Here is a 17,884-nt window from a genome sequence, read left to right as displayed (position 1 = left end):
GCTGCGAACCCTAGAGATCTACCGCCGATACGGGCTAGGCATCGCGCCGTTCAGATCAAGCGTGCCTTTCTCCACGAACCGCTGCGTGCCGAACGTCCTGCCGCCCGCCAGCTTGCCTCGCAGCACATAGGGCACTTCATCCATGCCGATATGCTCAGCCAGGCCCAGCGCTTGCCGCGCGGCAGAGAATGCCGAGATGGTCATCGGCACGCTCAATACGGTTTCGCCGAAGCGTGGGATGGTGCCGCTTGCGTCGCTGACGCCGCTGGCCAGGTTGCGTCCGTTGATTTCCAGCTCCAGCGCTACGCCGTCGTAGTCCAGCGGGCGGTCGTTGGGATTCTGCACCCGCAGTTTCACCGCCATGCGCAGCTCCAGCCCTTCCCCGGGCAGCGGTTGGATGCCGGCCACCTGTACGTTGAGCGGGTCGTGGTCGAAGAAAGCCGCGCAGGCAGTGAGCGTCAGTGCCAGCAGGCAGACCGACAGCAGGCGAACAACGGGTACGGCTGAGCGCAGGGGCATATAAGGTCTCTACTCATTTTTCTTGGTGAGGTTGCCCAGGCCTTGGAGCAGCTCCATAGGCAGCGGGAAGACGATGGTCGAATTCTTGTCGCCAGCGATGTTGCTCAGCGTCTGCATGTAGCGCAGTTGCATGGCACCGGGTTGGCGCCCGAGCATTTCAGCGGCCTGCATGAGTTTTTCCGAGGCCTGCAGCTCGCCTTCTGCATGAATGACCTTGGCGCGACGCTCGCGTTCCGCCTCGGCCTGCCGGGCGATGGCGCGGATCATCGATTCGTCGAGGTCCACATGCTTGATTTCGACATTGGCGACCTTGATGCCCCAGGCGTCGGTCTGCGCGTCGAGCACTTGCTGAATGTCGTTATTGAGCTGCTCGCGTTCGGCCAGCATGTCGTCCAGATCGTGCTTGCCGAGCACCGCACGCAGCGTCGTCTGCGCCAGCTGGCTGGTGGCCGAGTGGTAGTCTTCGACCTGAATGATCGCCTTTTCAGCGTCCAGTACGCGGTAGTAGACCACCGCATTGACCTTCACCGAGACGTTGTCGCGCGAGATTACGTCCTGGGTCGGAACGTCCAGGACCAAGGTGCGCAGGTCGACCCGGACCATCTGCTGGATGCCGGGAATGATCAGGATCAGCCCAGGCCCCTTGACCTTCCAGAAGCGGCCCAGCTGAAACACCACGCCGCGCTCGTATTCGCGCAAGATGCGGAACGTCGATGCCAGCAGTGCAATCACCAGCACCGCGACGACGATAAAGCTCATTTCAAGACCCATGCTTCACCTCTTCTCGGTTGACGGCCTGTCGGCCGCAGTCACATCCAGTTGCAAGCCATGCCGTGCTACCACGCGGACCTGCTGGCCCACCTGCAGTGGCCCGGTCCCGTGCACCTGCCAGTGTTCACCGTGTAGCTGCACCCAACCGGTGCCCGGCTCATCTGGCTTGATGCCGGTAATCTGGGTCAGTGTGCCGATCAGTTCGGCATCGCCGCTGACTATCGGGCGCCGCCGGGCTTTCAGCGCCATGCTGACGATGCCAAAGACCAGCAACGCGCTGATGACAGCAAGCGTGCCGATCAGCGCCAGCGGAATGCCGAAGCCCGGCACTTCGGTGTCGATCAGAATCACCGCACCCGTGACGAATGCGGCCACGCCGCCGAGGCCGAGCACGCCGAAGCTGGGAACGAAGGCCTCGGCGACCATGAACGCTAGGCCCAGCAGGATCAGTGCGACGCCCGCATAGTTGACCGGCAGCATCTGCAGCGAAAACATCGCCAGCAGCAGGCAGATCCCGCCGATAACGCCGCCACCACCGGTGCCCGGGTTGGAAAATTCGAAGACCAGTCCATAGATGCCGATCATCATCAGGATCAGCGCCACGCTGGGGTTGGTGATCACGGCCAGCAGGCGCACCCGCCAGTCCGGGTCATGGCGCTCGAGCGCGGCGTCGGCAGTCTGCAGCGTGCGCGTGCCTGCGCGGGTCTCGACCGTCTTGCCATTCAGCTGGGTCAGCAGGTCATCGAGATCGCTGGCCAGGTAGTCGACCACGTTCTGCTCCAGCGCCTCGGCTGCCGAGAGGCTGACGGCCTCTCGCACCGCCCGCTCGGCCCATTCGGCATTGCGCTCGCGCAGTTGCGCCAGACCACGAATGTACGCTGCTGCGTCGTTGACCTGTTTGCGGCTCATGGCGTCGCCGCTGTTTTCTTTCCCCTTCTCGGCATCCGGAGAAGGCGCCGGTGGGCCCCCACCGCCTCCGATCTGCACCGGAGTCGCGGCGCCCAGGTTGGTGCCGGGGGTCATGGCGGCGATGTGGCTGGCGTAGAGCAGGTAGGTTCCGGCGCTGGCCGCCCGAGAGCCGCTAGGCGTGACATAGGTGGCTATAGGCACCGGGCTGGCGAGGATCTTCTTGATCATGGCGCGCATCGAGCTATCCAGCCCGCCGGGGGTGTCCAGTTCCAGCACCAGCAGCTGCGCATCAGCCTCCTGCGCCTTTTGAATGCCGCGGATGACGTAGTCGGCGCTGGCCGGGCCGATAATCCCGTCTACTCGCAGCACCATGACCGGGTCGGACGCATGTGCAGCACTGGCGAAGGCCAGCAGCACGCCAAGCAGCCAGGCGAATCGATGAGTGAAGCGACGATGCATCAGCTGTGACTCCCAGGTCGACGGCAAGCCGGTGGTTGCTTGAGGCAGTCCTCGGAGGATAGTCCAACCGGCCGCAGTTCCTCTCCATTGTGCTGGGCCTTGCCTCAGGTCATCGGTCAATGGCGCCGGCACATGAACTCTGCGCGGTAGGCGAGCCTCACAACCTATACGAGGCTGAACAAAGGGGCTCGATGGCGCAGCGTTCCGTTGCGTGATGCTCCGCTCCTGAGGAGATTTCCATGCGCGTTCATCATCTCAATTGCGGCTGTATGTGCCCGGTCGGCGGCAAACTGTTCGACGGCTTCAGCAGCGGGCTGACCGCCAGCCTGGTGTGCCACTGTCTGTTGATCGAGACCGATGGGCATGGGCTGGTGCTGGTCGATACCGGCTTTGGCAGCTGCGATGTGCTGGAGCCACGCAAGCGACTCAGTACGTTCTTCATTGCCTTCAACAACATCAAGTTCGAGCGTCGCTTCACGGCGCTGGAGCAGGTTCGGCAGTTGGGTTTCAGCGCAGATGACGTGCAGCACATCGTGCTCACGCATCTGGATTTCGACCATGCTGGTGGGCTCGCGGACTTTCCCAATGCGCAGGTGCATGTGCTTCAGCGCGAGATGGACGCGGCGCGCTCGACTCACAGCTTCCTCGGCCACCGCCGCTATCGCCACCAGCAATGGGATGAGGTGCGCCACTGGCAGTTCTACGAGCCGGGCGGGGACACCTGGTTCGGTTTTCAGGCGGTACGGGAACTACGTGGCCTTCCGCCGGAGATCCTGCTGATCCCGCTCACCGGGCACACCCATGGCCACGCTGGTGTCGCGTTGGATACCGGCCACGGTTGGCTGTTGCACGCCGGTGACGCCTATTTCTACCGCGATGAAGTCGGCCAGACCGAACGTCACTGCACACCGGGGCTGCGCTTTTATCAGCGCATGATGGAGACCGATCGCACGGCGCGCCTGGCAAACCAGCATCGGCTCTGGACCCTGTCGCTGGAGCACAAGGACGAGGTGACGCTGTTCTGCAGCCATGATGCCAAGGAGCTTGAACGCATGCGGGCGAGGTCGGTTTGATGGGGCCGCCAGAGGATGATCGCGTCGGCGGCGCGGTGCGCACCATGATGGGCTACGTGAGGTGGGTCGGTTTCGTAGCCTGTTCGTTGGCGGCGTTGGGCTACGCAGTGATCGGCAACTTCAACATGACCGGGCTGATGCTGGCGCTGGCCGTGCTGTCGTGGATCAACATCCGGCGCAAGCGCAACAGGCCCGAGCCGCCAAGGCACCGGTAGCGGTACTAGCGCGGGAATCCGGTTGTCATGTTCGACCTTTCGCGTATGGCGACGGGCCTGATCGATCTGCGATAGTCCGCTGGCTGAAGCGATACTGCTTGGCGTTGCGCGCGGCTCACAAGGCAGGCGGCATCTGCGCATTCAGCTGACCCAATTCCACGGCCAGCCGCGTTCTCTCTCTCGTGCACCCCGTTGGGTGCCCCTGGCGACTCAAACGGTCGCTACCGGATGCTTGAAATCACTGCCGTCTCGGTTGTGGTTGTTCCATCGAACTCCTGGGTCGTGTGGCCCTGCCAGCCCCCTGATTCCCGCCGGAAAGGAACCCCTCTCCGGCGATTCGGTCGATTCACAGTAAGCCAATTGGCAAAACCAGACTGAGGGGGAACCACAATGGACCTGATTCGCATCATCATCGCTATATTGCTGCCGCCGCTAGGGGTGTTCCTGCAAGTTGGCCTGGGTGGCGCATTCTGGCTGAATATTCTGCTGACGCTGTTGGGCTACATCCCCGGCATCATTCACGCAGTCTGGATTATCGCCCGTCGCTGAGGGTTGATCAGCGAGCAACAGGGCCCGGCCATTCGGCCGGGCTTTTTTGTGCTTGCAAGCGAGGCGGTGTACAGTCCGCGGTCGACTGCGCGCGTTGTGGCATCTCGCGCGAATCACCAAGAACTTGTCGGGATCGGAGGCGTTCGCTGGTGGCGACGCAGCCGCCCGCGTGGCCGTGGGTCACTGTTGCTCGCACAGTACCCAGGAAGGAACCAGATGGGCGACTCTTTCATCGATCAGAATCACTTCAAGCGAATCCTCAACCGCAACGTGGCGGTGCCCCTCGGTTTCGGTTTCCTCAGCGCGTTTTTCTTCAGCGCCATCGTTTACTTCCTGCTCAACGTCAGTCACTGGGTCGAGCGCTCCGTGGTGGGCGTTGCTTACGCTCACGACATGCTGAAAGTGATGGGTGACCTGGAAGCCTCGATGCGAGGCTATCTGATTGCCGGGGACGATGCTTTTCTCGAGCCCTACCGAAACGAACTGCCCGTATTCGAAAGCCAGTTCGACCTGATTGCCGATTACGCCGCCGATGATCCGGTACAGCTGAATCGTGTCGAGCGCCTTGGTCGGCTGCATGAGCAATGGATCGCGTTTTCCGAGGAGGCGATCGCCCGCAGGGCTCGGAACGAATCCGTTGTTGAGTATGTGCGCAGTCAGGAAGGGTTGAAGCTGAAGGAAGAACAGCGTCGGCTGCTCAACGAGTTCATTGCCTACGAACGACAAATCCGATCCGAACGTACCGATACGTCTGAAACGATCACCACCGCGTTGATCGGCGGGTTTCTGCTGTTCAGTCTGATTTTCAGCGGCCTGCTGGTCTATTTCGGGCGGCGCGACCTGATCAGTTTGTCGGACAGCTATTCGGAGTCGCTCCAACAGCAACAGGCGCATGCCGCCGCACTGGAAAAGCAGGCCTGGTATCGAAACGGTCAGACCCAGCTCAGCGAGTCGATGATCGGCGAGCAGGCCTTGCCGACGCTGGGCCAGAACGTGCTTGGTTTCCTGGCGCGCTACCTCGGCGTTGCGGTCGGAGCACTGTATGTCACTCAGGAAGGCAAGCTGCAGCGGGTCGCGGAATTCGGCTGGGATCGGGAGCGGTTGCATGCCGGCCGCAATCTTGAACTGGGCGAAGGATTGGTGGGCCAGGTGGCGTTGGAACGTCACGTAATGCAGCTCGACAATGTGCCGCAGGGTTATCTGAACGTGAGTTCGGCGCTGGGCAGCGCCGCCGCCTCGTCCGTACTGATCTTCCCTGTGGAAGACAGCGGCATGCTCAACGCCGTGCTGGAAGTCGGCTTCTTGCGACCCCTGCGTGACGAGGACAATGAGTTGCTGCGGCGAGTCAGCGAAAATATCGGCTCAGCCATCGAGGCCGCGCGCTATCGCCAGCGGCTGCAGCGCATGCTTGCTGAAACCCAGCAGCTCAACGAGGAGTTGCAGGTCCAGCAAGAAGAGCTGCGCGCGGCCAACGAAGAGCTCGAGGAGCAATCCAACGCCTTGCGCGAGTCGCAGGCGCACATGGAAGAGCAGCAGGCCGAGCTGGAGCAGACCAACGAGCAGCTCGCCGAACAGACCCAGGCGCTGGCGCAGCAGCGCGATGAAATGGACCTGAAGAACCATCGCCTGCATGAGGTGCAGTTGATGCTCGAAGAGCGCGCCGATGAGTTGCAGCGCGCCAGTCGTTACAAATCGGAATTCCTCGCCAACATGTCCCACGAGCTGCGCACGCCGCTGAACAGCTCGCTGATTTTGTCTAAATTGCTGGCCGACAATCCGCACGGCAATCTGCAGGAAGACCAGGTGCAGTTCGCGCGCTCGATCTATTCGGCGGGCAATGACCTGCTCAATCTGATCAACGACATTCTGGATATCTCGAAGGTCGAAGCTGGCAAGCTGGATGTCCATCCCGAGCTGTTGATCCTCACGCGACTGGTCGATGGCCTGAAGAGCCTGTTTCTCGCCCAGGCGCTGGAAAAGTCGCTGCAGTTCAATGTCGAGCTGGCCGAGGACTTGCCGCCGAGCCTCTATACCGACCGCCAGCGGCTGGAGCAGATTCTCAAGAATCTTTTGTCCAATGCCTTCAAGTTCACCGAGAAGGGCTCGGTAGAACTTCGGGTGACGCGCCGTGACGACCAACAGATAGCCTTTGCCGTGCGTGATTCCGGAATCGGTATCCCCGCCGACCAGCAGGAAGTCATCTTCGAGGCCTTCCGTCAGGCCGATGGCACCACCAACCGGCGTTATGGCGGCACCGGGCTGGGCTTGTCCATCTCCCGTGAGCTGGCCCAGTTGCTCGGCGGCACCATTGAAGTCAGTAGCGAACCGGGTGCCGGCAGTGTGTTCACATTGATCGTTCCGGAGAACTACAGCGCCCCGGTGGCCGAGCAGGAGCACGAGCCTTTACCTGCGCCGATCAATATCCAGGCAGCGCTTGCACCCGTGACGACGCCTATTGCTGCAACGCCGCGACCGGTGCTGGAGCAAGCCCAAGGCGTGGCGTCCCTGACGGACGATCGCGAGCGCTTCCCGTTCGAGCGTTCGGTGCTGGTAATCGAGGACGAGCCGCAGTTTGCCGGCATTCTTCGCGACCTGGCCCACGAACTGAAATACAGCTGTCTGATCGCGCAGAACGCCGACCACGGCTTCGACACCGCGGTGCAATACCGACCCGATGCGATCCTGCTGGACATGCGCTTGCCAGACCATTCTGGGCTGACCGTGCTTGAGCGGCTCAAGGAAAATCCCATCACCCGGCACATCCCGGTGCACATCGTGTCGGTGGAGGATCGTAAGGAAGCCGCGATGCAGATGGGCGCCATCGGCTACGCGACCAAACCGACTACCCGCGAAGACCTCAAGGCCGTGTTCGGCCGCTTCGAGGAGAAGTTGGCGCAAAAGGTCAAACGTATCCTGCTGGTCGAAGACGACGCCCGTCAGCGCGAAAGCGTCTCGCGGTTGATCGAGGACACCGATATCGAGATCACCGCGGTGGAGTTTGGTCAGCAAGCCCTCGAGCTGCTGCGTACCACGGTCTTCGACTGCATGATCATCGACCTCAAACTGCCGGATATGGATGGCCATGAACTGCTCGAACGCATGGCGCGCGAAGACATCTGCTCGTTCCCGCCGGTGATCGTCTATACCGGACGTAACCTCACTCGTGATGAAGAGGCCGCGCTGATGAAATACTCGCGCTCGATCATCATCAAGGGCGCGCGTTCGCCGGAGCGATTGCTCGATGAGGTCACGCTGTTCCTGCACAAGGTGGAGTCGGACATGCCGCCGGAGCGCCAGAAGATGCTGAAAAGCGTACGCAGCCGGGAAAAGGCCTTCGAGGGCCGCAAGATTCTGGTGGTCGACGACGACGTGCGTAATGTCTTCGCCCTGACCAGCGCCTTGGAGCAGAAAGGCGCGCTGATCGAGATCGCGCGCAACGGCCATGAGGCCATTGCCCAGTTGCAGAACGTTGGCGATATCGATTTGGTGCTGATGGACATCATGATGCCGGAGATGGATGGCTTCACCGCCATGCAGGAGATCCGCAAGGACCCACGCTTCGCCAAGCTTCCAATCATTGCGGTGACTGCAAAGGCGATGAAGGATGATCAGGATCGCTGTTTGCGGTCGGGCGCCAACGATTACCTGGCCAAGCCCATCGACCTGGACCGTCTGTTCTCGCTGATCCGCGTCTGGCTGCCAAAGGTGGAGCTGCTCTGACATGCCGGACCGCAACCAGGCCATCGAGCTGAAGCTGCTGATCGAAGCGATCTACCTGCGCTACAGCTACGATTTCCGCGACTATTCCAGTGCTTCGCTCAAACGCCGCGTGCTGCTGGCGCTGAAGCAGATGCGTTGCGAGAGCATTTCGGAGCTGCAGCGCCGGATTCTCTACGACTCGCAGGCGTTCATGGAGCTGCTGCAGTTCCTCACCATCCCAGTGAGCGAGATGTTCCGTGACCCCAGCTACTACCTGGCGCTGCGTGAGCAGGTGATCCCGGTATTGCGCACTTACCCGTCACTGAAGATCTGGATTGCCGGTTGCAGTACGGGCGAAGAGGTCTACTCGATGGCGATCCTGCTCAAGGAAGAAGGGCTGCTCGAACGCACAATCCTGTACGCGACCGACATCAACCCAAGGTCGCTGGAGCGTGCGCGTCAGGGCATTTTCAACATCGATAACATGCGCCAGTACACCGACAACTACCAATGTGCCGGTGGCAAGCACAGCTTGAGCGATTACTATACGGCCGCCTACGACTCGGCAATCATGGATAAGTCCTTGAAAGAGAACGTAACGTTCGCCGATCACAGCTTGGCGACCGACAGCGTATTTGCCGAAACGCAGTTGATTTCCTGCCGCAACGTGCTGATCTATTTCAACAAGCCGCTGCAAGATCGGGCCTTTGGCCTGTTTCTCGATTCGCTCTGCCACCGGGGCTTCCTCGGCCTCGGTAGCAAGGAAACCCTCGAGTTTTCCGGCTATGCCGGGCGGTTCGAAGCCTTCAACAAGCAGGAAAGGATTTTCCGCAAGCTATGAAAGCGCCTGCCGAAACCTCAACCAAGCTGCCCGCCCGGCCTGTGGATGCCGTGGTGATCGGCGCGTCGGCTGGCGGGTTGTCCGCGCTCAGTGCGCTGGTGTCGGGGTTGCCGCGTACGTTTCGCTTGCCGCTGCTGATGGTTCAGCATGTGCCCCCGAAAGGGCCGACCCAGCTGGTGGAGATCTTCCAGCGCAAGACCGATCTGGCCGTGAAGGAAGCGCGCGACAAGGAGCCGGTGCACGGCGGCACGCTCTACTTCGCAGCGCCGGGCTATCACCTGCTGGTCGAGGCGGACATGACGCTGTCGCTCAGCCAGGATGAGGCGATGCATTTTTCAAGACCTTCGATCGACGTGCTCTTCGAGTCTGCGGCAGATGTCTGGGGCGACCGCGTCGCCGGCATCCTCCTGACCGGTGCCAACGAGGACGGCGCCGCCGGGCTTGAGGCGATCAAGCAGGCCGGCGGCCTCACAATCGTTCAGGAGCCCGGCGAAGCCGAGGTGCCGACGATGCCACTTGCTGCACTCCAGCGCTTCGCGCCGGATTACATTTTGCCTTTACGCGATATTCATCGATTGTTGCGTGATCTGGAGTGACTGATGCCCAACCAAACCGATGAAGCGAACCTGCTGATCGTCGATGATTTGCCGGAAAATCTGCTGGCGCTGGAGGCCCTGCTACAGGGCCCGGGCATCCGGGTGCATCAGGCCGAGTCGGCAGAACAGGCGCTTGAACTGCTGCTCCGCCACGAGTTCGCACTGGCCATTCTCGATGTCCAGATGCCCGGTATGGATGGTTTCCAGCTGGCCGAGCTGATGCGCGGTACCGAGCGCACCAAGCAGATCCCCATCGTCTTTGTCAGCGCCGCTGGGCGCGAGCTTGACTATGCGTTCAAGGGCTACGAAAGCGGTGCCGTCGACTTCATGCAGAAACCGCTGGACACCCATGCGGTGCGCAGCAAAGTCAGCGTGTTCGTCGACCTTTATCGCAACCGCAAGCGCCTGGCGCGTCAGCTTGAAGAGCTGGAGCGCAGCCGCCGCGAACAGGAAGTGCTGCTCGACGAGCTGCGCAGCACCAAGGCCGAACTGGAGAATGCGGTGCGCATGCGCGACGACTTCATGTCGATCGTCTCCCATGAGCTGAAGACGCCGCTCAATACGCTCATTCTGGAAGTGCAGCTGCGTAAGTTACAGCTCGGTCGCGAGAGCGTCGCGGTGTTCAGCGAGGACAAGCTGCGGCAGATGGTCGACAAGGATGAGCGCCAGGTTCAGAGCCTGATCCGCCTGATCGACGACATGCTCGATGTGTCGCGTATCCGCACCGGCAAGCTGTCGATTCGGCCGACGCAGGTGGATTTGGGAAAGCTCGTAGCCAGCGTGGTGGAAAATTTCGCCCCGCAAATGGAAGTGAGCGGCTGCTCACTGCTGTTCCAGCGCCCCGAACCGATCATCGGTTGCTGGGACGAGTTTCGTATCGAGCAGGTGCTGGCCAATTTGCTCACCAATGCCATGCGTTACGGTGCGGGTAATCCGGTTCAGGTGAGTGTCGGCGCGAGCGAGTCTGGTGCCTGTATCGAAGTGCGCGACCAGGGTATCGGTATCAGCCCGAAGAGCCTGGAGCGAATCTTCTGCCAGTTCGAGCGCGCCGAAGGCAGCGAATGCAGTGCTGGCCTCGGTCTTGGGTTGTTCATCGCAGAACAGATCGTCAAAGCGCACAAAGGCCAGATTCAAGTCGAGAGCGAAGAGGGCAAGGGTGCGTTGTTCAGGGTTCTGCTGCCATTGAATGCCAACGCCTGAGGCGCATGGGTGCGCATCAGGTCCAGGTCAGCTGAGGCCATCCCCGGGTTTCGGCTTGTTCGCGCAATAGCGGGTCGGGGTTCACCACATGCGGATGCGCCACTTGCTCGAGCAGCGGCAGGTCATTGATCGAGTCGGAGTAAAAGTGCGCGCCCTCCAGCGATTCGCCCGCCGCCTCTGCCCACTCACGTAACCGCGTCACCTTGCCTTCACGGTAGGTCAGCACACCACGGGTGTTGCCGCTGTAGAAGCCGTGTTGTTCCTCCAGCTGAATGGCCAGCACTTCTCTGATCCCGAGGCGTTCGGCAACGGCCCCGACGAGGAACTCCGCCGAAGCGGAAATCACCAAAATGCGGTCGCCGGCCTTGCGATGCTCGGCGATGCAGCGCATGGCGTCGTTATAGATCAGCGGCTCGATCACATCCTCGACGAAGGGCTCGACGACATGGTCCACCTCTTCAGCCGTGCGGCCTACCAGGGGCGTCAGGCTGAAGGCCATGTAGTCTTCCATCGCCAGCGTGCCGAAGGCGTATTCAGCCATCAGCTCGGCATCCTTGCGCAGGAAGGATTCTCCATCCACCCAGCCGATCTTGGCCATTTCATGGGCCCAAAGGCTGGCGCAGTCGCCGTCTATCAGTGTTTCGTCCAGGTCGAAAATTGCCAGGGCCATCAAGCCACCTCGTGAATTGCCGAAGCGTCGATGGTAAGGCCAACCTGGCTGCCGCGGGGAAAGAGATCGGCGGCGGAGCGATTCAGTACATCGACCAGCAGTTCAACTCCGCGTGCTTCGACGCGGTAGCGAATCACGTTGCCAAGCAGGCTGTGGCTTTTGATCACGGCGGCAATGTTGCTGCCGCCGTCGGCCGAGTTGCTCAGCGCGATGGCTTCCGGGCGGATCGCCACCTGCGCATCAACCGGGCGTTGCAGCAATCGCGAGGCGATGTCCGGGGCGAGCAGGTTGTAGTTGCCGATAAAGCTGGCGGCGAAGGCATCCACTGGTGCGGTGTAGAGGGTTTCGGCATCGGCGCTCTGGACGATGCGGCCGGCGTTCATCAGCAGGATGCGGTCCGACAAGGTCAGGGCTTCCTCCTGATCATGAGTGACGAAAATGGTCGTCAGTCCCAACTCCTGCTGGATCGCGCGGATCTGCTCACGCAGATGCTTGCGGATGCGCGCATCCAGCGCTGACAAGGGCTCGTCTAGTAGCAACAGGCGAGGGCGGGTCACCAGCGAACGCGCCAGGGCCACGCGCTGGCACTGGCCGCCGGAAAGCTGGCTCGGGTAACGACGGGCGAAATCATTCAGCTCGACCATCGCCAGCACCTCGCTCACCCGCCGTGTGCTCTCGTCTCGGGCGATGCTCTGCATGCGCAGGCCGAAGGCGACGTTCTGCTCCACCGTCATGTTGGGAAACAGCGCATAACTCTGGAACACCATGCCGATCTGGCGCTTTTGCGGTGAGATTGGCACTAGATCCTCGCCATCCAGCAAGATCTGACCACCGTCGACCTCGGTCAGACCGGCGATGCAGCGTAGCAGTGTGGACTTGCCACAGCCTGAGGGGCCGAGCAATGTAATCAGCTCACCCTTGGCGATCTCGCAATCGATATCGCTGAAGACCTGGGTGTCGCCATAGGCTTTGTGCAGGTTACGAACGCAAAGGTAGCTCATGGAGTGTTCCTGTCTCGAATAGCCGCAGCGGTGGCCGGGGCCTGTCGTAAAAAAGGGTTGGCCAGGCGGTGCTCCGTTTCAGCGCCACGCTGCTATTCCGTAGGATGGGCTTCAGCCCGCCGGCTCTTCGGCGGGGCTCTCTCTGGTGGACTAAAGCCCACCCTACAAAAACCGCTGGGCACGCCTTCCGGTACGCCCGGTGAGTCACGTAGGGTGGGCTTCAGCCCACCGAACAAACTAGCCAGGCCCTCTTGCAAACACTTCCCCTCAAGGCTTTTCCCGATTCAACCGGGTCGCCGCCCAGGTGAATACCAGTACGAAGAAGAAGTAGGAGATCACCAGCGCACTGTTGAAATGGCCGCTGCTGTTTTTCATGTTGTTCAGATAGACCTGCAAGGTTTCGTAGCGGGTGCCGACCAGCAGGTTGGCAAAGACGAACTCGCCGAACAGAAACGAAAACGACAGGAACAGCGACACCATCAGCCCCTTGCGCAGGTTCGGCAGCACCACGAGAAACGCCGCTTTCCAGGTGCTGGCGCCGAGCAGGTGGGCCGCATCCATCAGATCGCGCAGGTTGATCGCCTGGAGGTTATTGCTGATTGCGCGATACATGAATGGCAGCGCGATGGTGAAGTAGGCGCCAATGAGGATCCAGGGCGTACCGACCATCGCCAGCGGCCCCGAGCCGTAGAGCTGCAGCAGGCCGACCGAGGACACCACCGGCGGCACGGCGAAGGGCAGCAGGATCAGGATGTTCATCAGCCCGTCGAGTTTCGGGAAGTGGTAATGCACCACGAACAGCAGCGGCAGGATCAGCACCACCGCCAGGGCCAACGCCCCAAGGCAGACCAGCAAGGACTGAGCGAATGCGCGTAGGAAGCGCTCCTCGCTCCAAAGCTGCAGATACCAGTCGAACGTCAGCCCGTCCGGCAGGATGGTCGCTGACCAACTGCTTGAGATCGAGTAGAGAAAGGTCGCTGCTAGAGGTAGTAACAGGATGAAGAAAAGCAGCCACACCACCATGCGGTGGTACAGCGCACCGCGTTTCGCTTCAGCGGCCCGCATGGTAGCTCCTCCTGAGCAGCAGCTGATGCGCCACGGTGATCACGCCCATCAACCCAACCAACACCATCGCTAATGCGCTCGCCATGTTCGGATCGAGGGAAATGTCACCGGAAATCATCGCCGCGATGCGGATCGGCAATACGTTGAAATTGCCCGTGGTGAGGTAATACACCGTGGCATAGGCGCCCAGCGCATTGGCCAGCAGGATGACGAAGGTGCCCAGCAGTGCCGGCGTCAGTACCGGCAGGCCGATATAGCGCCAGTAGCTCCAGCTGCCCGCACCCAGCAACGAGGCTGACTCGCGCCAATCCTCGCGCAGTGCATCGAAGGCGGGGTAGAGCAGCAGCACGCCCAGCGGGATCTGAAAGTAGGTGTAGAGCACGATCAGGCCGGTCTTGGAGTAGAGATTGAAGTCCTCGATGATGCCGGCCTGCTTGAGCAGGATCGTCAGCGCCCCGTTGAAGCCGAGCAGAATGACGAAGGCGAACGCGAGCGGTACCCCGGCGAAGTTGCTGGTCATGTTGGAAAAGGCCATGACGAAGTCGCGCAACTTCGAATCGACCTGGCGCAGCGAGTAGCTACCGAGGATGGCGATGACGATGCCGAACAGGCTCGACCAGAAGGCGATCTGCAAGCTGTGCTTGATAGCCTGTAGATAGAACTTGGAGCCGAAGACTTTCTCGAAATTGGCCAGGCTCCATCCGTCCGCCGTGTGCAGACTGTTGAGTGTGACCCACAGCAGCGGAGCTATTTGAAAGGCGAAAAAGAACACGGCGAACGGCAGCAGGCAGAGCAGCGCCAGCCATTTGCCGCGCGGCGCCCGACGGTCTGCGATTCTAGGGGCAGCACCGTCTCGAATGGCGGCGGTCTTGAGGTTGTCTTCAAGCGGCGCGCTCATTTCAGCAGGTCCTGGCACAGTGGTTTGTCATGGGCCACACCGAGCAACTCGCATAATGTTCCGCACAACTCGGTCTGTTTCGGTCGTGCGGCGGGGTCGAGGCTGAATGCTGAACCCAGAACGAACAGGGGCACCTCACGCTCTTCGGGCAATAGGCCGTTGTGGGAGCGGTCGTTGTTCATGCCGTGATCGGCCGTCACCAACACTTGGTAACCATCGTCCAGCCAGTGCTGCAGGTAGTCGGCGAGGAGAATGTCGGCGCGGCGCGCGGCGTTGCGGTACTGGGGCGAATCCAGACCGTGCTTGTGGCCGGCGTCGTCTATGTTCATCGGATGCACCAGCAGGAAGTCGGGACTGAGCCGCAGCCGCAAACTTTCCGCGTCAGCAAACAGATGCGAATCGGGGTAGTGATCCTCGTAATAGAAGTGACCATGCTGGATCGGCAGTTCGGGCGTTTCGCTATGACGATCGCGTGCCGCCACAAAGGGCGCGCGGTTATAGAGCTCGCTGACCCAGTGATAGGCCGCGGCCGCTGTACTCAAACCCGCGTCGCGGGCGTAATGGAAGATGCTGCGCTCGGTGGATAGCCGCACCACGTCGTTATGCACGACGCCACTGTCGATTGGTGCCACGCCGGTCAGGATGCATTCATAAAGGGGGCGAGACAGCGCGGGTAATTCACATTCCAAACGGTACAGCGCTCCACGGCCGGCCATGCAATAGGCCTGTAGATGGCCGATCGCGTGCTCCGCGACCTGATAGCTGAGGCCGTCGAGCACAACGAGGATGGCTTTTCCCATTGGACATTTCCTTATCAGGAGTGGGCCGTGGGGTGGGCCGGCCGGCGCTCCGCTTCAGCCCACCGTTTCTTCTGCGGGACTTTCTCTGGTGGGCTAAAGCCCACCCTACAAAAACCCGACCCAACCCGTCTTCCGGCACACCTGGTGCGCGTCGTAGGGTGGGCTTCAGCCCACCGCCTGCGTGCTGGCAGGCTGAAGTGGGGCGCCGCTCACTACCTTACGATCCTGTCGGTTGGCAGCCGATCACTCCATTTCGATGATCACGTTTTCCTGCCACTGCTGCGGCAGAGCCTTGGAAGTTGCTTCCCAGGCATCGGCGTTCTCGATCGGCTTGACCTTGACGTACTGCTCGTTCGGCAGCAGCTTGGCCTGCACCTCGGCGGGCAGTGTCAGGTGCTCGGCGCGGATCGGGCGGGCGTTGCCCTTGGCCAGGTTGATCTGCCCGGCATCGGAGAGGATGTATTCGCGGGCGAGCTTAGCGGCGTTGGGGTGTTTGGCCCACTTGTTGATGATGGTCGTGTAGCCGGAAATCACCGAGCCATCTGACGGAATCACGACCTCGAAGCGGCTGGGGTCGATCTGGTCGCGGTACGACAGGCCATTGAAGTCCCAGACCACACCCACTTCCACTTCGCCGCGTTCCAGTGTCTGGATCGTCGGGTTCGACAGCGACAAGCGGCCCTGCTTGGCGATGTCGGCGAAATAATCCAGGCCCGGCTGGATATTCGTCTCGTCCCCACCATTGGCGATGGCCGCGGCCAGTACGCCATTGACAGCTTGTGCAGCAGCGCTGACATCGCCGATGGCGACTTTGTACTGACCATCCTTCAGCTCGGCCCAGGAGGTCGGCACATCCTTGACCAGCTGCGTGTTGACGATGAAGGCGATGGATCCCGTATAGGCCAGCATCCAGTGCCCGTCCTTGTCCTTGGCCCACTCGGGAATCTGGTCCCATGTAGTGGGCTTATATGGCTGGGTAACACCTTGCTGAACGGCGATCGGCCCGAAGGCCGCGCCGACGTCACCGATGTCGGCCGTGGCGTTGTCTTTTTCGGCTGCGAACTTGGCGATCTCCTGGGCCGAACTCATGTCGGTGTCCATATGCTTGAGACCGTACTTTTGCTCAAGGTCCTGCCAGGTATCCTTCCAGTTGGCCCAGCTGTCCGGCATGCCGACGCTATTGACCTCACCTTCCGCGCGAGCCGCCTCTTCGAGCGCTTTTAGATCCGTTTGTGCAGCGTTCGCCGATGTCGCCAGGGCGATGGCTGATCCCAGTAGTGAAGCCAGCAGCAGTCGTTTCATTCGAAGCTCCTTTCGCAGGTCGGTTGGTCTAGATCAGTTCGATGCAACCAAACTAGGGGGTGCAAGTGACAGTTTGATGTCGTTGCCTCCGCCATCGCCGTAACGGGCGACACTGCGACAGGAGTGCCGTAACAAGCCTAGCGCACGCGCAAAACCCTGCCTGAAAAGGCCTGCACAGTTTTTTTGTCCGTAGTGCACCGCGTTGTCTATACGGTCCGCGGGCTGTTTTTGCCGCTGCATTGTCATGCGACAGTCATCGTTACGCTCTAGCGTTACCCGCCATCAACTGGGAAAAGACGGCAGCCCGTGCCCCGCCTTGGTCCTTGGTATAGTCCAGTGAGAAAAGAAGATGCGCGATGAAGTCCCGCGGACGGTGACGGCGATCTGTAGCTCGCTACAGGAGCAGATCCGCCATGGCTTGCTGCAGCCGGGCGGGCAGTTGCCGTCCGAGCGAAAGCTCAGTGAGCTGTTCGCCACCACACGCATCACGCTACGCGAAGCCTTGGGGCAGCTGGAATCACTCGGCATGATCTATCGCGAAGACCGTCGTGGCTGGTTCGTGTCGCCACCGCGGGTGCTCTACAACCCATTGGTGCGTAGCCATTTCCACGCGATGGTGGGCGAACAGGGCCGTTTGCCTGCTACCGAGGTGCTGTCGGCAAGGCTGCAGCCCGCTACTGCGGAGATTTGTTCGCGCCTGGAGCTTGCGGCGTTATCGAGCGTCATCCAGATCCGCCGCGCACGCCGCATCGACGGCCGCCTTGTACTCTACGTCGAGCACTACCTGAACCCAGTCCACTTCCCCGGCATCCTGAAGTACGACCTGACCTGCTCACTTACCGAGCTGTACGCCAGCGAATACGGCATCCATTACGGTCGCGTCCGCTTCGACATGGTCCCCACCGCCCTCCACCCGGAAGCCGCATCAACCCTGCGCACCGCCCCCGGTAGCCCTGCCCTGCGCATCATCCGTCTGAACCGCGATCAGCATGAGCGGATCATTGACTGCGATGTGGAGTACTGGCGGCATGATGCGATTCATGTGTGTGTGGAGGTGCCGGAGTAGGGCGAATGCTGATTCGCTGGTCTGTTTATAGGATTAACCTCCGGCGTGCAGCGGGGCGGTTTTAGATTTGCCGAGACCAGAGCGTATGCAGGGTTACGCTTGGTCAGCCTACCTGGGCAGCGGAGTAACGCCTGAATGGTGGCAGATCGGTCTCAACGATATCGGGCGCCATGGTCGTCGGGCCGTGTTAATAACGGCGGTACGGCGCAGGCGGCGTTCAGCACCAAATACTGTCACCTTTCCGGTCATTA

Annotated in this window: 17 protein-coding genes; 8 read left to right on the top strand and 9 right to left on the bottom strand. The window is 61.1% G+C overall.

Features of this window, described 5'->3' with window-relative positions; genetic code table 11:
• Nucleotides 1-18 precede the first annotated feature (18 nt).
• From ACQKIK_RS08720 to ACQKIK_RS08710, 3 genes are read right to left on the bottom strand one after another with little or no spacing between them, the layout of a single operon-like run.
• The gene (locus ACQKIK_RS08720; RefSeq protein WP_499135624.1) at nt 19-519 is read right to left on the bottom strand and encodes an LEA/WHy family protein; all 501 of its coding nucleotides are present in this window, start codon (nt 517-519) and stop codon (nt 19-21) included.
• A 9-nt stretch (nt 520-528) separates the two neighbouring features.
• Nucleotides 529-1,290, bottom strand: coding sequence for a slipin family protein (locus ACQKIK_RS08715; RefSeq protein ID WP_046161671.1), 762 nt, complete (start codon nt 1,288-1,290; stop codon nt 529-531).
• Between the two features lie 3 nt (nt 1,291-1,293).
• Nucleotides 1,294-2,658, bottom strand: a complete 1,365-nt coding sequence (locus tag ACQKIK_RS08710; RefSeq protein WP_499135622.1) for an NfeD family protein — start codon at nt 2,656-2,658, stop codon at nt 1,294-1,296.
• 239 nt (nt 2,659-2,897) lie between these two features.
• Here ACQKIK_RS08710 and ACQKIK_RS08705 point away from each other — a divergent pair, with 239 nt between their 5' ends.
• The 7 genes from ACQKIK_RS08705 to ACQKIK_RS08675 all read left to right on the top strand — a co-directional run bounded on the left by ACQKIK_RS08705 (nt 2,898) and on the right by ACQKIK_RS08675 (nt 10,831).
• A complete protein-coding gene (locus tag ACQKIK_RS08705) occupies nt 2,898-3,731 on the top strand; it encodes an MBL fold metallo-hydrolase (protein WP_499135620.1) in 834 nt (277 codons plus the stop codon).
• Nucleotides 3,731-3,946: a hypothetical protein gene (locus ACQKIK_RS08700; protein ID WP_463307880.1), complete on the top strand. Its 216-nt coding sequence runs from the start codon at nt 3,731-3,733 to the stop codon at nt 3,944-3,946. Before ACQKIK_RS08705 ends, ACQKIK_RS08700 begins: the two co-directional genes overlap by 1 nt.
• A gap of 390 nt (nt 3,947-4,336) precedes the next feature.
• Complete coding sequence (locus ACQKIK_RS08695; RefSeq protein ID WP_045423855.1) at nt 4,337-4,495, top strand: YqaE/Pmp3 family membrane protein; 159 nt, start codon at nt 4,337-4,339, stop codon at nt 4,493-4,495.
• A 216-nt stretch (nt 4,496-4,711) separates the two neighbouring features.
• Complete coding sequence (locus tag ACQKIK_RS08690; RefSeq protein ID WP_499135619.1) at nt 4,712-8,215, top strand: response regulator; 3,504 nt, start codon at nt 4,712-4,714, stop codon at nt 8,213-8,215.
• Between the two features lies 1 nt (nt 8,216).
• Nucleotides 8,217-9,035, top strand: a complete 819-nt coding sequence (locus tag ACQKIK_RS08685) for a CheR family methyltransferase (protein WP_148925402.1) — start codon at nt 8,217-8,219, stop codon at nt 9,033-9,035.
• Nucleotides 9,032-9,631 (top strand): chemotaxis protein CheB, encoded by a 600-nt coding sequence (locus tag ACQKIK_RS08680; RefSeq protein WP_159966956.1) that lies wholly within the window; start codon nt 9,032-9,034, stop codon nt 9,629-9,631. The genes ACQKIK_RS08685 and ACQKIK_RS08680 overlap by 4 nt, the downstream gene beginning before the upstream one ends.
• Nucleotides 9,632-9,634: 3 nt before the next feature.
• The gene (locus tag ACQKIK_RS08675; RefSeq protein ID WP_499135618.1) at nt 9,635-10,831 is read left to right on the top strand and encodes a hybrid sensor histidine kinase/response regulator; all 1,197 of its coding nucleotides are present in this window, start codon (nt 9,635-9,637) and stop codon (nt 10,829-10,831) included.
• Nucleotides 10,832-10,847: 16 nt separating this feature from the next.
• Here ACQKIK_RS08675 and ACQKIK_RS08670 read toward each other — a convergent pair whose 3' ends face one another.
• The 6 genes from ACQKIK_RS08670 to ACQKIK_RS08645 all read right to left on the bottom strand — a co-directional run bounded on the left by ACQKIK_RS08670 (nt 10,848) and on the right by ACQKIK_RS08645 (nt 16,567).
• On the bottom strand, nt 10,848-11,501 hold the full coding sequence (locus ACQKIK_RS08670; RefSeq protein WP_021206430.1) for an HAD family hydrolase: 654 nt from the start codon (nt 11,499-11,501) through the stop codon (nt 10,848-10,850).
• On the bottom strand, nt 11,501-12,502 hold the full coding sequence (locus ACQKIK_RS08665; protein WP_499135617.1) for an ABC transporter ATP-binding protein: 1,002 nt from the start codon (nt 12,500-12,502) through the stop codon (nt 11,501-11,503). The genes ACQKIK_RS08670 and ACQKIK_RS08665 overlap by 1 nt, the downstream gene beginning before the upstream one ends.
• A 267-nt stretch (nt 12,503-12,769) precedes the next feature.
• Entirely contained in the window at nt 12,770-13,567 is a 798-nt protein-coding gene (locus ACQKIK_RS08660) for an ABC transporter permease (protein WP_499135616.1), read from the bottom strand.
• A complete protein-coding gene (locus ACQKIK_RS08655; protein ID WP_499135615.1) occupies nt 13,554-14,465 on the bottom strand; it encodes an ABC transporter permease in 912 nt (303 codons plus the stop codon). Before ACQKIK_RS08655 ends, ACQKIK_RS08660 begins: the two co-directional genes overlap by 14 nt.
• Nucleotides 14,462-15,265 carry an alkaline phosphatase family protein gene (locus ACQKIK_RS08650; protein ID WP_499135614.1) on the bottom strand — a complete coding sequence of 268 codons (804 nt, stop codon included), beginning with the start codon at nt 15,263-15,265 and terminating at the stop codon, nt 14,462-14,464. The genes ACQKIK_RS08655 and ACQKIK_RS08650 overlap by 4 nt, the downstream gene beginning before the upstream one ends.
• A gap of 243 nt (nt 15,266-15,508) precedes the next feature.
• On the bottom strand, nt 15,509-16,567 hold the full coding sequence (locus ACQKIK_RS08645; RefSeq protein ID WP_499135613.1) for an ABC transporter substrate-binding protein: 1,059 nt from the start codon (nt 16,565-16,567) through the stop codon (nt 15,509-15,511).
• Between the two features lie 349 nt (nt 16,568-16,916).
• On the opposite strand from ACQKIK_RS08645, the gene ACQKIK_RS08640 reads away from it, so the two are divergent.
• On the top strand, nt 16,917-17,633 hold the full coding sequence (locus ACQKIK_RS08640; RefSeq protein ID WP_499135612.1) for a UTRA domain-containing protein: 717 nt from the start codon (nt 16,917-16,919) through the stop codon (nt 17,631-17,633).
• Nucleotides 17,634-17,884: the final 251 nt, after the last annotated feature.

The organism is Pseudomonas sp. NPDC047961, from assembly GCF_050272435.1.
Classification (GTDB): Bacteria; Pseudomonadota; Gammaproteobacteria; order Pseudomonadales; family Pseudomonadaceae; genus Stutzerimonas.
The sequence above is the reverse complement of the archived record's forward strand: the minus strand, read 5'-3'. Positions and strand labels throughout refer to the sequence as shown.

Coding starts and splice junctions, on each gene's coding strand:
- ACQKIK_RS08720 (WP_499135624.1), bottom strand. CDS start 519: ATGCCCCTGCGCTCAGCCGTACCCGTTGTTCGCCTGCTGTCGGTCTGC.
- ACQKIK_RS08715 (WP_046161671.1), bottom strand. CDS start 1,290: ATGGGTCTTGAAATGAGCTTTATCGTCGTCGCGGTGCTGGTGATTGCA.
- ACQKIK_RS08710 (WP_499135622.1), bottom strand. CDS start 2,658: ATGCATCGTCGCTTCACTCATCGATTCGCCTGGCTGCTTGGCGTGCTG.
- ACQKIK_RS08705 (WP_499135620.1), top strand. CDS start 2,898: ATGCGCGTTCATCATCTCAATTGCGGCTGTATGTGCCCGGTCGGCGGC.
- ACQKIK_RS08700 (WP_463307880.1), top strand. CDS start 3,731: ATGGGGCCGCCAGAGGATGATCGCGTCGGCGGCGCGGTGCGCACCATG.
- ACQKIK_RS08695 (WP_045423855.1), top strand. CDS start 4,337: ATGGACCTGATTCGCATCATCATCGCTATATTGCTGCCGCCGCTAGGG.
- ACQKIK_RS08690 (WP_499135619.1), top strand. CDS start 4,712: ATGGGCGACTCTTTCATCGATCAGAATCACTTCAAGCGAATCCTCAAC.
- ACQKIK_RS08685 (WP_148925402.1), top strand. CDS start 8,217: ATGCCGGACCGCAACCAGGCCATCGAGCTGAAGCTGCTGATCGAAGCG.
- ACQKIK_RS08680 (WP_159966956.1), top strand. CDS start 9,032: ATGAAAGCGCCTGCCGAAACCTCAACCAAGCTGCCCGCCCGGCCTGTG.
- ACQKIK_RS08675 (WP_499135618.1), top strand. CDS start 9,635: ATGCCCAACCAAACCGATGAAGCGAACCTGCTGATCGTCGATGATTTG.
- ACQKIK_RS08670 (WP_021206430.1), bottom strand. CDS start 11,501: ATGGCCCTGGCAATTTTCGACCTGGACGAAACACTGATAGACGGCGAC.
- ACQKIK_RS08665 (WP_499135617.1), bottom strand. CDS start 12,502: ATGAGCTACCTTTGCGTTCGTAACCTGCACAAAGCCTATGGCGACACC.
- ACQKIK_RS08660 (WP_499135616.1), bottom strand. CDS start 13,567: ATGCGGGCCGCTGAAGCGAAACGCGGTGCGCTGTACCACCGCATGGTG.
- ACQKIK_RS08655 (WP_499135615.1), bottom strand. CDS start 14,465: ATGAGCGCGCCGCTTGAAGACAACCTCAAGACCGCCGCCATTCGAGAC.
- ACQKIK_RS08650 (WP_499135614.1), bottom strand. CDS start 15,265: ATGGGAAAAGCCATCCTCGTTGTGCTCGACGGCCTCAGCTATCAGGTC.
- ACQKIK_RS08645 (WP_499135613.1), bottom strand. CDS start 16,567: ATGAAACGACTGCTGCTGGCTTCACTACTGGGATCAGCCATCGCCCTG.
- ACQKIK_RS08640 (WP_499135612.1), top strand. CDS start 16,917: ATGCGCGATGAAGTCCCGCGGACGGTGACGGCGATCTGTAGCTCGCTA.